Consider the following 13,721-nt stretch of genomic DNA (forward strand, 5'->3'; position numbering starts at 1 on the left):
CCGACTCCGGCCCCCGCGTCACCGTCACCGTCACCCCGTCACCTTCAGCCACCGGTACTGCAACTCAGGCCGCCCCACCTGCCCGTACTGCGGACTGCGGCCCGCCCGCCCCGCGTCCACCAGATGCTCCAGGTAACGCCGGGCCGTGATCCGGGAGATGCCGACCTCCTCCGCGACCCCCGCTGCCGTGAGGCCCTCGGCGGAGTCCCGCAGGGTGCGCGTGACGCGTTCAAGCGTCGGGGCGCTGAGGCCCTTCGGCAGCGCGGCCGGGCCGGGGGCGCGCAGGGTGGCCAGCGCGCGGTCCACCTCGTCCTGACCGCTGGCCTCGCCCGCCGCCGCGTGGAACTCGGCGTACCGGATGAGACGGTCGCGGAGCGTGGCGAAGGTGAACGGCTTCAGGACGTACTGCACCACCCCGAGCGAGACCCCTTCCCGTACGACCGTCAGGTCCCGCGCCGACGTCACCGCTATCACGTCCGCGTGGTACCCGGCCGCGCGCAGCGAACGGGCCAGCTGCAGGCCGTGCACATCGGGCAGGTGCAGGTCCAGGAGCAGCAGGTCCACCGGGGTGCGGTCCAGGGCACGGCGCGCCTCCGCGCCCGTGTGCGCCTTGCCCACCGCCGTGAAGCCGGGGACGCGGCCCACGTACATGACGTGCGCGTCGGCGGCGACGGGGTCGTCCTCGACGACGAGGACGCGGATGGGACGGTCGGGCGTCGTCATACGTCGCCTCCAGGCAAGGCGGGCTGGGCGGGCAGGGGGTCCTGAACGGGGCCGGGCGCGGCGGTGGCCCCGTCGCCGGAGGGCGGCACCGGCGGCCGGCCGGCACCCACCGTAGACAACGGCAGCCGCACCGCGAACTCCGCCCCGCCCCCGGCCGCCTCGGCCACCGTCAGCGTTCCGTCGTGCCGGGCCACGGCCTGGCGGACCAGGGCGAGTCCGAGGCCGCGTCCGCCGGGGCCCGCCGGTTTCGTGGACCAGCCGCGCTGGAAGACGGCCTCGGCGTGGGCCGGGTCGACACCGGCGCCGGTGTCGGCGACCCGCAGGACGAGCCCGTCGTCGTCCGTGAACGCCGTGACCGTGACCCGGGCGCCCACCGTGCCCTGCGCCGCGTCCACCGCGTTGTCGATCAGGTTGCCGAGGACGGTGACCAGGTCGCGGGCGGGCAGCGTGTCGGGCAGGAGCCCGTCGTCGATGCCGCTGTCCTGCGACACCACCAGCTCCACACCCCGCTCGTTGGCCTGGGCCGCCTTGCCCAGCAGCAGCGCGGCGAGGACCGGTTCGCTGACCGCCGCGACGACCTGGTCGGTGAGGGTCTGGGCCAGTTCCAGTTCGGCGGTGGCGAAGTCGACCGCCTCCTCCGCGCGGTCCAGCTCGATGAGCGACACCACCGTGTGAAGCCGGTTCGCGGCCTCGTGCGCCTGCGAGCGCAGTGCCTGCGTGAAGCCCCGCTCGGAGTCCAACTCGCCCATCAGCGACTGGAGTTCGGTCACATCGCGCAGCGTCACGACCGTGCCCCGGCGCTCGCCGCCCGACACCGGCGAGGTGTTGACGACCAGCACCCGCGCCTCGGTCAGATGAACCTCGTCCACCCGCGGCTCCGCCGACAGCAGCGCGCCGGTCAGCGGGGCGGGCAGGCCCAGTTCCGCCACCGAGCGGCCCACCACGTCGCCGCTCACCCCGAGCAGCTCCCGTCCGCCGTCGTTGATCAGCGCCACCCGGTACTGCCCGTCCAGCATCAGCAGCCCCTCGCGTACGGCGTGCAGCGCGGCCTGGTGGTAGTCGTGCATGTGGCTGAGCTCGGCCGCGTTCATGCCGTGCGTCGAGCGGCGCAGCCGGGCGTTGATGACGTAGGTGCCGAGACCGCCCAGGGCCAGGGCGCCCGCCGCGACCCCGATCAGTGCGGTGACCTGGTCCTGCACCCGAGAGGTGATCACCTCGACCTTGATGCCCGCGCTGACCAGGCCGACGATCACACCGTCGTCGTAGACCGGGGTGACGGCGCGCACGGACGCGCCGAGGCTGCCCGTGTACGTCTCCGTGAAGGAGACGCCCTTCAGCGCGGGGCCGATGTGGCCCAGGAAGTGCTTGCCTATCAGCCTCTTGTCGGGGTGGGTCCAGCGGATGCCCTGCGGATTCATGATCGTCACGAAGTCGACCCCGGTGTGCCGCTGCACCTGGAGGGCGTACGGCTGGAGGTCCTTCGTGGGGTTCGCGGTGCGGATGGCCGCCCGTACGGACGGGGCGTCCGCCACAGAGCGGGCTACGGCCGTGGCCTGGCGGGCCGCCGCGTCCTCGGCCTGGCTGCGGTCGCTGACGTAGGTGAACAGCGCGTACCCGGCGACGAGGACCGCGATCAGCACGGCCTGCATGCCGAAGAGCTGACCGGCCAGGCTGCGAGGTCGGGGGACGCGGGGGAGGCGCATGCCATCAGTGTGCCCCCGCGCTCATGCGTGAACTAAATGAACGGAAGGGTGACCGCCCTCACAGGCCGGGAGATAGTCACCGCATCCCGGGATCGATTTTCCCGGCCCGACACGGGATTCAGGTTCCCGTTCGGATCCCCTCCCGGAAGCGATCCGCACTCCGGGTTCCGCCGGACGTGAGCCGCACGCCGGAATGATGCCGACGTCGTCGTCAAGGAGGCCAGCCGTGGCCAGCACCGCCCGAACGGCACCTGCCGCACCCGCTGGGAAGCGGGACCGCACCCACTACCTCTACATCGCCGTGATCATCGCGGTGCTTCTCGGTATCGCCGTCGGCTTCGCCGCGCCGGACTTCGCCAAGGAGCTCAAGCCGATCGGCGCGGGCTTCGTCTCACTGATCAAGATGATGATCTCGCCGATCATCTTCTGCACGATCGTGCTCGGCGTCGGTTCCGTACGCAAGGCCGCCCAGGTCGGCAAGGTCGGCGGGCTCGCGCTCGGCTACTTCATCGCCATGTCCTTCGTGGCGCTCGCCATCGGCCTGGTGGTCGGCAACATCATCCACCCGGGCAGCGGGATGCATCTGACCGAGGCCGTCAAGGGCGTCGGGCACGAGCAGGCGGCGAAGGCCGCCGAGGGGCCCGTCGACTTCCTGCTCGGGATCATCCCGACCACGTTCGTCTCGGCCTTCACCTCGGAGACGGTGCTCCAGACCCTCCTCGTGGCGCTGCTCGTCGGGTTCGCGCTGCAGGCCATGGGGCGCTCCGGTGAGCCGATCCTGCGCGGGGTCGAGCACATCCAGAAGCTGGTCTTCCGGGTCCTCGGCATGATCATGTGGGCCGCGCCCATCGGCGCCTTCGGCGCGATGGCCGCCGTGATCGGCGAGACCGGGATGGACGCGCTGAAGGCGCTCGTCACGATCATGCTCGGCTTCTACGTCACCTGTCTCCTGTTCGTCGTCGTCGTGCTCGGCACGCTGACGAAGCTCGTGGCCAAGGTGAGCATCTTCCAGCTGCTGAAGTACCTCGGCCGGGAGTTCCTGCTGATCGTCTCCACCTCGTCGTCCGAGTCCGCGCTGCCGCGGCTCATCGCGAAGATGGAGCACCTGGGAGTCGGCCGTCCGGTCGTCGGCATCACCGTGCCGACCGGCTACTCCTTCAACCTCGACGGCACGATGATCTACCTGACCATGGCCTCGCTGTTCATCGCCGACGCGATGGACCAGCCGATGGGCATCGGCCAGCAGATCGGGCTGCTGCTCTTCATGATGGTCGCCTCGAAGGGCGCGGCCGGTGTCTCAGGATCCGGTATCGCCGTCCTGGCCAGTGGTCTGCAGTCGCACAAGCCCGCCCTGGTGGACGGCGTCGGCCTGATCATCGGCATCGACCGCTTCATGAGCGAGGCCCGCGCCGTCACCAACTTCGCGGGCAACGCGGTGGCCACCCTTCTCATCGGCACCTGGACCGGCGAGGTCGACAAGGACCGTGTGAACCGTGTCCTCGCCGGCGAACTGCCCTTCGACGAGAAGACCCTGCTGGACAACGACGAGGACGACGTCGTCCCGGTGGAGGTGCCCGAGCAGGGCGGCGAGAAGGAACTCGCCAAGGCGTAGCCCGCCGGGGGCGCCGCCCCAGGAAACTCCGAGCGGCTGGGTCACTCCCCCGTAGGCCCGGCCGCTCGGTCCGGACTCGGCGGCGATCAGTCGCTCAGCTCGGCCACCAGTTCGGTGGCGCGTGAGGCGGGTACGCCCGCCGTGGTCAGCATGGTGACCGCGGCGGAGCGGCCCGCCTCTTCCGCTGCCAGCAGCCCGTCGTTCACCGCCTCCATCAGCGCGAACAGCGACTGCTCGTGCACGTAGGCCAGCGCGTCCGGCGGCAGCGGCGACTCGAAGACGTGTTGGTCCAGGCCGCGCCGGATGGTCTCGGCGCAGGCCTCGCGGACGGGGGTGAGACGGTCGCGGATGCCTTGCACGGTGACGCTGCGCTGGGCGAGCGCGACCAGCAGCCGGTAGCGGTCGGCGATCTCCCAGACGGCGAGCGTGGAGCGGGCGAGTGACTCCGCCGGGTCCGCGACGCCGTCGCGGCCGGCCGCGTGCGCCTCCGTCACCGTTTCCACCGCCTCGTCGACCAGGGCGCCGACCAGGGCCTCACGGGTGTGGAAGTGCCCGTACACCGTGCGTCGTACGACTCCCGCGGCCCGCGCGATCTGGTCCATCGACGCATCGGGGTCGCGCAGCAGCTCGGCGAGGGCGAGGTCGAGGATGCGGCGGCGGTTCACATCCGCCCGGCTGGGGCTGCCCGTGGTCATGACAGCCATTCTGCACAGCTGTTGCCGACCCGACGCCCGCGTCCACAAGGCCTCCACCGCATCCTTTTACGCGGACGGTCCAGGCGCGCGGGCCGCTTCGGGAACCCCGACCCCCGAGCCCGTCGTCTCGTGGAACATGCACTACCGTGCCGTGCCGGACCGACGGGTGCGGCACGGCACGTTCTGCGGAGTTCTGCGAAGGGCAGCGGGGATATGAAGATCGACTGGGACCGGCGGACATGCGCGCGGCGCGGCCATGTGACGTACGCACCCGACGACCCCCGCCTGCGGGTGCGGCTGCACGCCGACACCGCGCTCGGTGAGGTCTGGCGGTGCCTGCGCTGCGGCGACTTCGCGCTCGGCGAGCCGCACGGCTCGGGGCCGGCCGCCGACGCGCCGCTCGTCCCGCGCGGCAAGGTGCTGCGCGACCTGTTCATCCTGCGCTTCTTGGCGATCGAGCGGGCCGTGCGCGGCGTGTTCATCGTGCTGGTCGCGGTCGCAGTCTGGAAGTTCAGCAACAGCCAGGACTCGGTGCGCCGGCTCTTCGACGAGTACCTGGACGTCTTCCGGCCGGTCTTCAGGCACTTCCACTACGACCTCGACCACGCGCCCGTGGTCGGCACCATCCAGAAGACCTTCGACTACAAGCACTCCACCCTGATGCTGGTGGCCGCGCTGCTTCTCGCGTACGCCGTCATCGAACTCGTCGAAGCCGTCGGCCTCTGGTACGCCAAGCGCTGGGCGGAGTACCTGACGGTGGTTGCCACCGCCGCGTTCCTCCCGCTGGAGATCTACGAACTCACCGAGCACGTCAGCTACTTGAAGATCGCCACGCTGGTCCTCAACATCCTCGCCGTGCTCTACATCGCCCTGGCCAAGCGGCTGTTCGGGCTGCGGGGCGGGCGCAGGGCCTTCGAGGAGGAGCGGCACAGCGCGTCGCTGCTGGAGGTGGAGGAATCGGCGGGCGTCCTGGTCTAGGACGCGGCCGGCGCGATGCGGCGGGGTCCGTGGGCCGCGGTCAGGCCCACGGGTCCGTGACCTCCCGCAGCAGCGTCAACGCCTGCCGCAGCTGCGTCATACGGCGCTTGCCGAGGTGGTCCTCCCACTCCTTCTCGACCTCGGCGACCACCTCGTCGGCGACCTCCTTGGCCGCCCAGGCGCGCTCCGCCCCGCACACCAGCCGGGCCCGCTTGTCCGTCGGGTCCGGCATCCGTCGTACGTAGCCCGCCTTCTCCAGCTGGTCGACCAGGAAGCCCGCGGTCTGCTTGGTGACCTGGGCCTGTTCGGCCAGCTCCGTCAGGCGCGTGCCGTCCGGGCCGATCCGCTGCAGGACCCGGGCCTGGGCGGGGGTGAAATCGTCGAAACCCGCGGCGGCGAGAGCGGCGAAGACGCGGTTCTCCAGGGCCCGGTACGGGAGGAACAGGAGCACGCCCGTGTTGAGCTCGCTCTCCGCCACCATCGTCGAAGCACTCCCTCTTCGGCTGTGCGCCGGTCCTTGACACTGGTCAGGATCTCTGACTAATTTGGTCAGAGAAGCTTACCACTTGAGTGGGTGATTCCCATGGGTGTCGTACTCGGGACGGACGAGCGCTGGCGGATCGTCGACCGCGAACGGGCAGGTCTGGCCGAGCTGCTGGAGGGGCTGAGCCCCGAGGAGTGGGCGACGCCCACGCGGTGCGGCGACTGGCGGGTGCGGGACGTCGCCGCACATCTGACCGTCGCCGCGCGCTACTCCCACCGGGCTGTCATACGCGAGTTCCTGCGCGCCCGCGGGAGCGTCGACCGCATGATCCACGACTCGGCGGTCCGCGAGGCCGAGCTGCCCGTCGCGGAGATCGTCGCCAACCTCCGCTCGATCGTCGGCTCCCGCCGCCTCGCGCCCGGCACCACCCCGCGCGAACCGCTGCTCGACCTCCTCGTCCACGGCCAGGACATCGCGCTGGCGCTCGACCGGGACCGCGTCATGCCCGCCGCCGCGGCCCGCGACGCCGCGGACCGGGTCTGGACGATGCGCCTCCCGCCCCGCCCCTGGCCGCTCCCGCACGCCCGGCTCGTCGCCACCGACATCGAGTGGGCCCGCGGCGAGGGCGAGGAGATCAGCGGCCCGATCTCGGCGCTGCTCCTGCTGCTCACCGGGCGCACACAGGCGGCACAGCCGCACCTCGTCCGGGGCTGCGCCGCCGGCGGATCGAGCGGACAGTGCTGGCTGGGCGGCGAACCGTCCGCGGCCGAGTCCGCGGGAGCGCCCGGCGCAGTGGCCGACGGAAGCGGCTGAGCGGGCGGGGGCAGGGGGGACCGATGCGGCCGGGTTCGACTCGACGGCATCCCAACGGAGTCGAGCCATGGTCAGGCCCGCCTCGGCGGGTCGTGCGGCGGGTGGGGGACGCGCCGCGAACGGTCGGGGCGGTGGGTCGCAGGGGGCCCGCCGCCCCGACCGTGCGCAGCCCGGGTGCGCTCTCCACGGCCCGGATCGCATCCAGGGAGCCCAGTCGCAGGGTCAGGCAGTCGTGCAGCGCGGCCGGGTCCGGGCACAGGGCCTGGGCGACGAGGTTGGTCGGCCCGGTGGTCGCGGCGACGAAGGCCGGCTCGTCGTGGCCGGCGTCCGCGCCACCGTGTCGAGGTGCGCCGGGGCGACCGACATCCACAGCAGGGCCTGGGCGGTGGCACCCAGCAGGGTGTCGTCCAGGTCCACGTCGAAGAACAGGGCTCCCGACGACTGGAGTTCGTCCGGTCTGCGGCCGACCGTCGCCGGGGACCAGCCGGTCGCCGCGGCCGGCTCGGCATGGCTCGCCCGGCCGTCCTGCTGCAGGGCGGCCAGAAGGGCGAGACCGGTGTCGTGCCCTTCTTCACCACGGCACTGCACCGGGTCCGCCCGCACGAGGCCGGCCGGGCGGCCGGGCTGCTCGCCGTCACGGGGCGCCCGTGGCGGGGATGGCCGGGCCGCTTTGCCGTACGGCCACTCCTGTCGGCGCGGGAGGCGCGGGCGGCGGTGGGCGCGGCTGATTCAGGGGCGGTCGGCCGCGGCGTTCAGGCGGTGGATTTCGTGGGCCTCCAGTGCCAGGTCCGCCGCCCGCGCGGAGTCCCGGATGGTCTCCGGGCGGCTGGCGCCCGGAATCGGGACGACCGTGGGTGAGAGCGTCAACAGCCAGGCCAGGCAGACCTGTTGGGGGCTCACGCCGTGCGCGCGGGCCACCGTGTGGAAAGCACCGAAGCCTTCCGGCTCCAGCTGCGAGGGGCCGTCCAGCGAGCTTCGGGAGATCCCGCCCAGCGGGCTCCACGGCAGAAAGGCGATGCCGAGCTCGGCGCAGAGCCGCAGTTCGGCCTCGCTGTCCCGGGCGGCGGGCGAGTACTGGTTCTGGACCGAGACCAGCCGGTCGCCGAGGATCGCGCGGGCCCGGCGGATCTGATCGGTGTCCGTGTTGGAGATGCCGGCGAAACGGATCTTGCCCTCGTCGAGGAGATCGCGCAGGGCACCCACCGACTCCTCGAAGGGGACGGCCGGGTCCGGCTTGTGCAGCTGGTAGAGGCCGATCGCCTCGACGCCGAGCCGCTTGAGGGAAGCCTCCGCCGCGGCCTTCAGGTGCCGCGCCGAACCCGTCACGGTCCAGCTGCCGTCGGCCGGTCTGCCGCGGCCGCCCTTCGTGGTCACCAGCACGTCACCGGTGTCGCCGCCGTACGTCGCCAGGGCGCGGGCCACGAGCCGCTCGTTGTGACCGGGCTCGTCGCCGGGCAGGTGGTACGAGTCCGCCGTGTCCAGCAGCGTCACACCCGCATCCAGTGCGGCGTGCACCGTGGCCATGGCCCGCTTCTCCTCCGGGCGTCCCTCGATGGACAGCGGCATCGCGCCGAGCCCGATCGCGCCGACCCGAAAGTCCCCAAGAGTGCGGTAACGCATGTCAGTTGCCCTTTCCCAGCGTCTCGGCGACGGCGCGCGGCAGCCAGTGCCGCGCCTCGCCGAAGGTGAAACCGAGCCGCCTGGCCCGGGAGTTGTCCATCCCGTAGGCGCGGGTGAAGGAGAACGGTGAGACCTCCCCGACCTCGACGCTGCGGAACACGGTCTTGCCCTCCGGTACCTGCGCGGCCACCGCCTCGCACAATTCGTCGGTGGAGAGCAGCCCGTGGGACGCCGCGTTGACCGGTCCGGTGAACTCCGCCCCCGCCGCCCACACCAGGAAGTCCGCGATCTCCTCGACGTGGATGTACGTCGCCGGGTGGTTCACGGCGGGCACGGCGATGGGCTCGCCGGAGCGGATGCGGGACGCGTAGTGGTCGAGGCGGCCGGTGAAGTCGTCGCCCCCGCCCAGCACATGGGCGACGCGCACGGCGACGTACGGGAAGGCGGGGTCGGCCGCGAGGACCGCCTCGGCCTGCCGCTTGCCCTCGCCGTAGTGGGCGTCCAGGAACTCCGTGTCCTGCCAGGGGAGTTCGAGGTCCACGGTGACCGTGCGGGGATCCACGGCGTCCTCGCGCACGAGGCCGGCCGTGTTCTCGTACTCGTACACCTCGACGGTGGAGGTCATGACGTACCGCCCGGTGCGGCCCGCGAAGACCCGCCGTGCGATCTCCGCCTGGCGCGGTGTGTAGCAGACCTGGTCGACGACGACGTCGAACGTCCGTGAACCCAGCGCCTTTCCGAGGGAATTCTCGTCATTCCGGTCCGCGACGAGATGGACGGCCCCGGCAGGCGGCGCGGACGAGCCGCGATTGAGGACGGTGACCCGGTCCCCGGCCGCGATCAGGCGCGTTATCAGCCGCTTTCCGAAATACCTGTTTCCGCCGATGACCAATATGTCGCGCACGACGTCCTCCCCGTAATCCGATGCACCGCGCCGCGGCCCTGTGGTGATAATTCTCCCGAGAGACGCGTGAGGTCTGAAGGGGGAGTCATGGGAGATCCGGCCGCGGCACCGAAAGAACCACGGCAGCTGCGAGCCGCCGCCAACGAAACGTCGGTGGCCTTCGACGCGCTGGACCGGCAGATCCTGGAACTGCTGCAGAGCGACGGCCGGATCAGGCTGAGCGAGCTGGGCCGCCGGGTCCGGCTCTCCCCGGCGGCCGTCGCCGAACGGGTGCGCCGCCTGGAGTCCGCCGGCGCGGTCACGGGCTACGGCGCCCATGTCGCGCCCTCCCGCCTCGGGTACGGCATCCAGGCCTTCATCCGCGTCAACCCGCACGGCGGCTACACCTTCAAGCACCCGCGCACCCTGGAGCTGCTGGCCCGCCCCGAGGTCATCGAGGCCCACCACGTCGTCGGCGAGGACTGCTGGATCCTCAAGGTCGCGGTCACGGACACGATCCACCTGGAGGACGTCCTGGAACAGACCTCCGCCCTGGGCCGTACGACGACCTCGATCGTCCTGTCGTCCCCGGTGAGCCGGAAGCCGCTGCTGCCGCCCTTGCCTTGACGTCGGCGTCAAGGACTACCGTCGGCTCATGCGAATCGGCGAGCTGGCGGAACGTGCCGGGACCACCACGCGGACGCTGCGGTACTACGAGTCGCGGGGGCTGCTGCCCGCGCGGCGCGGCGAGAACGGGTACCGCACGTACGACGAGGACGACGTGCGGCTGCTGCGGCAGATCAGGACCCTGCAGGACTTCGGGTTCGACCTGGAGGAGACGCGCCCCTTCGTGGAGTGCCTGCGGGCCGGGCACCCGGAGGGCGACTCCTGCCCGGCCTCGCTCGCGGTCTACCGGCGCAAGCTCGGCGAACTCGACGCGGTGATCGACGAGTTGCGGTCGGTGCGGGCGCAGGTCGGCGAGCAGCTGACGCGGGCGGAGCAGGCCCGGGACGAGCTGGCGGCCGGCGCGGAGGTTCCGGGCGGCCCGGAACCCGTATGCGAACTGGGAGGGCGGACGCGGTGATCAAGGCGGCAGGCGTGGCGGAAGTGACGGACGGGGACTTCGAGGCGGAGGTGATCGCGGCGGACCTGCCCGTGCTGGTGGAGTTCACGGCCGACTGGTGCCCGCCGTGCCGGCAGATGGGGCCGGTGCTGAGGGATCTCGCCGCCGAGGAGGGCGAGAGGATCAAGGTCGTCCAGCTCGACGTGGACACCAACCCGGGGACCACGCTCGCCTACGGCGTCCTGTCGATGCCCACCTTCATGGTGTTCCGCGGCGGCGAGCCCGTGCGGTCGATGGTGGGCGCCCGGTCCAAGCGGCGGCTGCTGGAGGAGCTCGCCGACGTGATGTGAAGCGGGCGGTCCGGAACGAAGAAATCCCCCGAGCAATTGCGCTCGGGGGATTTCTTTGCGTATATTGAATGGTTCGCGACTTCAAGGTTATTGGGCCGCGAAGAAGTTCAGTAGGCACAGTATATCCGGGCGGGAGCGGAAGTGTCAAACACCGAATTTACCGATGGTGAATTGCGGCTTGAGCAGGAATTCATTGACGGGCTGTACGCGCGCGTCGACGCCCTGCGCGGCGGCACCGAGGACTCCGTGGCCGACGCGCTGGCCCAGGGCAACACACCGATGCAGGCCAGGCTGGAGCGGGACGTCCTCGTCGCCGAACGCTCCGGGCTGCTGGCCGCGCTGAACGCCGTCGACGGTTCGCTCTGCTTCGGCAGGATCGACCTGACCACCGGCACGACCCACCACATCGGCCGTATCGGCGTCCGTGCCGAGGACACCGAGCACACCCCGATCCTCATCGACTGGCGGGCCCCGGTCGCCCGCCCCTTCTACCTCGCCACCGGCCACACACCGATGGGGCTGCGCCGCCGCCGGCACATCACCACCGACGGCCGCCGGGTCACCGACCTGCACGACGAGATCCTCGACCTGGGCGACCAGGAACGCACCGGCCACGAGGACCCGACCGGCGACGCCGTACTGCTCGCCGCGCTCAACTCGGCGCGCACCGGCCGGATGAGCGACATCGTGCAGACCATCCAGGCCGAGCAGGACCGGATCATCCGCGCCCCGCACCGGGGTGTCATGGTCGTCGAGGGCGGCCCCGGCACCGGAAAGACCGCCGTCGCGCTGCACCGGGCGGCCTTCCTCCTCTACGAGCACCGCGAACTGCTCGCCAAGCGTGCCGTCCTCATCGTCGGCCCGAACCCCGCCTTCCTCGGCTACATCGGCGAGGTGCTGCCCTCGCTCGGCGAGACGGGCGTGCTCCTCGCGACGGTCGGCGAGCTGTTCCCCGGCGTGAAGGCGAAGGCCGCCGACACACCCCGGGCGGCCGCCGTGAAGGGCCGCGCGGAGATGGCCGAGGTGCTCGCCGCAGTCGTACGCGACCGGCAGGCGCTCCCCGATCCGGTGATCGCCATCGAGCACGACCGGGAGATCCTGATGCTCGACGCCGGGCTCGTCCAGGTGGCCCGCGAGCGCACCCGCGAGGCGGGGCTGCCGCACAACGTGGCGCGCGAGTACTTCGAGGGGCACATCCTCAACGCGCTCACGGACATGGTCGCCGAACGCATCGGCACCGACCCGTTCGACGGCTCCAACCTGCTCGACGCCAGTGACATCACGCAGATCCGCGACGAGTTGGCCGAGAACCCCGAAGTCTGGTCGGCGATCGACCGGTTGTGGCCGCGGATCACCCCGCAGCGGATCGTCGCGGACTTCCTCGCCGAGCCCGAGGGGTATCTCCCCGAGGAGGACGCGGCCGCCATCCGCCGTCCCGTCACCCGGGCCTGGACCACGGCCGACGTACCGCTCCTCGACGAGGCCGCCGAACTCCTGGGGGAGGACGACCGGCTCACCAGGGCGCGTGCCGACCGGGAGCGCCACAGCCAGATCGCCTACGCCCAGGGCGTGCTGGACGTCTCCTACGCCTCCCGTACCTACGAGTTCGACGACAAGGACGAGGAGGACTCCGAAGTACTGTCCGCGCACCACATCATCGACGCCGAGCGGTTCGCCGAGCGGCACGAGGAGGACGACCACCGCAGCGCCGCCGAGCGTGCGGCGGCCGACCGTACCTGGGCGTTCGGGCACATCATCGTCGACGAGGCGCAGGAACTGTCGCCGATGGCCTGGCGGTTGCTCATGCGGCGCTCGCCGACCCGGTCGATGACGCTCGTCGGCGACCCCGCGCAGACGGCCGAGGCGGCGGGTGTCGGCTCCTGGGCCGACATTCTCGCCCCCTACGTCGAGGACCGCTGGGAGCACACCCGCCTCGTCGTCAACTACCGCACCCCGTCCGAGGTCATGGACCTCGCGGCCGCCGTGCTGCGCGCCGAGCGGCCCGATTTCGAGCCGCCGAGTTCCGTGCGGTCGACGGGGGTGCGGCCGTGGGTGCGGGACGCCGGGGGCGATCTGCCGGGGGCGGTGGCCAAGGCCGTCGCCGAGCTGACCCCCGCCGAGGGGCGGCTTGCGGTGATCGCTCCGCGTGAGCTTCACGCCGAGCTGGCCGCGCGGTTGGACGGGGTTTCGGCGGGGGAGGAGCCCGACCTCACCCGGTCGGTCGTGCTGCTCGACCCTCGGCAGGCCAAGGGGCTGGAGTTCGACTCGGTGCTGGTCGTGGAGCCTGCTCTGTACGGGACCAGCGACCTGTACGTCGCGCTGACCCGGGCGACGCAGGCGTTGGGGGTTGTGCACACCGGGGCGTTGCCGGTGGGGCTGGTCGAAGCCTGACGTTTATCGCCCCCTCCGCCCCTGCCCGTCCCGTCTCCCGGGGCTCCGCCCCCGGACCCCCGCTCCTCAGACGCCGGAGGGGCTGATTCTCAGCCCGTCCGGCGTCTGAGGACGAGCGCGAAGCGCGATCTACGCCGGGCGCAGCCAGACCGTGGCCAGTGGCGGCAAGGCCAGCCGGATGCTGGCGCCGCGGCCGTGCCAGGGCTGGGCTTCCGGTTTGACCGGGTCGGGGTTGGTGACGTCGCTGCCGCCGTAGCGGGCGAGGTCGGTGTTGAGGACCTCGTGCCAGGCGGGAACGTCGTCGGGCACCCCGAGGCGGTATTCGTGCCGCACGACCGGGGAGAAGTTGGAGACGGCGAGCAGCGGGGAGCCGTCGGCGTCGTAGCGCAGGAACGCGAAGACGTTG

At 71.7% G+C, this 13,721-nt stretch carries 15 protein-coding genes; 7 read left to right on the forward strand and 8 right to left on the reverse strand.

Going from position 1 to position 13,721, the window contains the following annotated elements; translation table 11 throughout:
• Positions 1-30: 30 nt before the first annotated feature.
• Complete coding sequence (locus ACN6LB_RS05865) at positions 31-723, reverse strand: response regulator (RefSeq protein WP_356142434.1); 693 nt, start codon at positions 721-723, stop codon at positions 31-33.
• Positions 720-2,426 (reverse strand): sensor histidine kinase, encoded by a 1,707-nt coding sequence (locus ACN6LB_RS05870; RefSeq protein ID WP_445024834.1) that lies wholly within the window; start codon positions 2,424-2,426, stop codon positions 720-722. Before ACN6LB_RS05870 ends, ACN6LB_RS05865 begins: the two co-directional genes overlap by 4 nt.
• Before the next feature lie 226 nt (positions 2,427-2,652).
• Here ACN6LB_RS05870 and ACN6LB_RS05875 point away from each other — a divergent pair, with 226 nt between their 5' ends.
• Positions 2,653-4,038 (forward strand): cation:dicarboxylate symporter family transporter, encoded by a 1,386-nt coding sequence (locus tag ACN6LB_RS05875; RefSeq protein WP_356142438.1) that lies wholly within the window; start codon positions 2,653-2,655, stop codon positions 4,036-4,038.
• Between the two features lie 86 nt (positions 4,039-4,124).
• Here the strand turns inward: ACN6LB_RS05875 and ACN6LB_RS05880 are convergent, their stop codons facing one another.
• Complete coding sequence (locus tag ACN6LB_RS05880) at positions 4,125-4,742, reverse strand: TetR/AcrR family transcriptional regulator (protein WP_356142440.1); 618 nt, start codon at positions 4,740-4,742, stop codon at positions 4,125-4,127.
• Between the two features lie 204 nt (positions 4,743-4,946).
• Between ACN6LB_RS05880 and ACN6LB_RS05885 the strand changes: the two genes are divergently transcribed.
• The gene (locus ACN6LB_RS05885) at positions 4,947-5,711 is read left to right on the forward strand and encodes a DUF2127 domain-containing protein (RefSeq protein ID WP_356142442.1); all 765 of its coding nucleotides are present in this window, start codon (positions 4,947-4,949) and stop codon (positions 5,709-5,711) included.
• 40 nt (positions 5,712-5,751) lie between these two features.
• Here the strand turns inward: ACN6LB_RS05885 and ACN6LB_RS05890 are convergent, their stop codons facing one another.
• On the reverse strand, positions 5,752-6,192 hold the full coding sequence (locus ACN6LB_RS05890) for a MarR family winged helix-turn-helix transcriptional regulator (protein WP_445024835.1): 441 nt from the start codon (positions 6,190-6,192) through the stop codon (positions 5,752-5,754).
• Positions 6,193-6,294: 102 nt separating this feature from the next.
• Here ACN6LB_RS05890 and ACN6LB_RS05895 point away from each other — a divergent pair, with 102 nt between their 5' ends.
• A complete protein-coding gene (locus ACN6LB_RS05895; protein ID WP_445024836.1) occupies positions 6,295-7,008 on the forward strand; it encodes a maleylpyruvate isomerase family mycothiol-dependent enzyme in 714 nt (237 codons plus the stop codon).
• A gap of 222 nt (positions 7,009-7,230) precedes the next feature.
• On the opposite strand, the gene ACN6LB_RS05900 is transcribed toward ACN6LB_RS05895, so the two are convergent.
• From ACN6LB_RS05900 to ACN6LB_RS05910, 3 genes are all read right to left on the reverse strand, one after another.
• Positions 7,231-7,596, reverse strand: coding sequence for an Lrp/AsnC family transcriptional regulator (locus ACN6LB_RS05900; RefSeq protein ID WP_445024837.1), 366 nt, complete (start codon positions 7,594-7,596; stop codon positions 7,231-7,233).
• Positions 7,597-7,737: 141 nt separating this feature from the next.
• Positions 7,738-8,628, reverse strand: coding sequence for an aldo/keto reductase (locus tag ACN6LB_RS05905; RefSeq protein WP_445024838.1), 891 nt, complete (start codon positions 8,626-8,628; stop codon positions 7,738-7,740).
• Between the two features lies 1 nt (position 8,629).
• Positions 8,630-9,532 (reverse strand): NAD-dependent epimerase/dehydratase family protein, encoded by a 903-nt coding sequence (locus ACN6LB_RS05910; protein ID WP_445024839.1) that lies wholly within the window; start codon positions 9,530-9,532, stop codon positions 8,630-8,632.
• Positions 9,533-9,619: 87 nt separating this feature from the next.
• On the opposite strand from ACN6LB_RS05910, the gene ACN6LB_RS05915 reads away from it, so the two are divergent.
• The 4 genes from ACN6LB_RS05915 to ACN6LB_RS05930 all read left to right on the forward strand — a co-directional run bounded on the left by ACN6LB_RS05915 (position 9,620) and on the right by ACN6LB_RS05930 (position 13,315).
• On the forward strand, positions 9,620-10,138 hold the full coding sequence (locus tag ACN6LB_RS05915) for an Lrp/AsnC family transcriptional regulator (protein ID WP_356142450.1): 519 nt from the start codon (positions 9,620-9,622) through the stop codon (positions 10,136-10,138).
• A 28-nt stretch (positions 10,139-10,166) separates the two neighbouring features.
• Complete coding sequence (locus tag ACN6LB_RS05920) at positions 10,167-10,595, forward strand: MerR family transcriptional regulator (RefSeq protein ID WP_445024840.1); 429 nt, start codon at positions 10,167-10,169, stop codon at positions 10,593-10,595.
• Entirely contained in the window at positions 10,568-10,924 is a 357-nt protein-coding gene (locus tag ACN6LB_RS05925) for a thioredoxin family protein (RefSeq protein ID WP_356142454.1), read from the forward strand. The genes ACN6LB_RS05920 and ACN6LB_RS05925 overlap by 28 nt, the downstream gene beginning before the upstream one ends.
• Positions 10,925-11,095: 171 nt before the next feature.
• Positions 11,096-13,315, forward strand: coding sequence for a HelD family protein (locus ACN6LB_RS05930; protein ID WP_445024841.1), 2,220 nt, complete (start codon positions 11,096-11,098; stop codon positions 13,313-13,315).
• A gap of 129 nt (positions 13,316-13,444) precedes the next feature.
• Here the strand turns inward: ACN6LB_RS05930 and ACN6LB_RS05935 are convergent.
• Positions 13,445-13,721: alpha amylase C-terminal domain-containing protein (locus ACN6LB_RS05935; RefSeq protein WP_445024842.1), on the reverse strand; the 277-nt coding region annotated here is incomplete at its 5' end.

Source organism: Streptomyces sp. SAS_270, assembly GCF_052543295.1.

Bases quoted from the DNA above. Each gene is read 5' to 3' on its own strand.
- ACN6LB_RS05865 (WP_356142434.1), bottom strand. From the start codon at position 723: ATGACGACGCCCGACCGTCCCATCCGCGTCCTCGTCGTCGAGGACGAC.
- ACN6LB_RS05870 (WP_445024834.1), bottom strand. From the start codon at position 2,426: ATGCGCCTCCCCCGCGTCCCCCGACCTCGCAGCCTGGCCGGTCAGCTC.
- ACN6LB_RS05880 (WP_356142440.1), bottom strand. From the start codon at position 4,742: ATGGCTGTCATGACCACGGGCAGCCCCAGCCGGGCGGATGTGAACCGC.
- ACN6LB_RS05885 (WP_356142442.1), top strand. From the start codon at position 4,947: ATGAAGATCGACTGGGACCGGCGGACATGCGCGCGGCGCGGCCATGTG.
- ACN6LB_RS05890 (WP_445024835.1), bottom strand. From the start codon at position 6,192: ATGGTGGCGGAGAGCGAGCTCAACACGGGCGTGCTCCTGTTCCTCCCG.
- ACN6LB_RS05895 (WP_445024836.1), top strand. From the start codon at position 6,295: ATGGGTGTCGTACTCGGGACGGACGAGCGCTGGCGGATCGTCGACCGC.
- ACN6LB_RS05905 (WP_445024838.1), bottom strand. From the start codon at position 8,628: ATGCGTTACCGCACTCTTGGGGACTTTCGGGTCGGCGCGATCGGGCTC.
- ACN6LB_RS05915 (WP_356142450.1), top strand. From the start codon at position 9,620: ATGGGAGATCCGGCCGCGGCACCGAAAGAACCACGGCAGCTGCGAGCC.
- ACN6LB_RS05920 (WP_445024840.1), top strand. From the start codon at position 10,167: ATGCGAATCGGCGAGCTGGCGGAACGTGCCGGGACCACCACGCGGACG.
- ACN6LB_RS05925 (WP_356142454.1), top strand. From the start codon at position 10,568: ATGCGAACTGGGAGGGCGGACGCGGTGATCAAGGCGGCAGGCGTGGCG.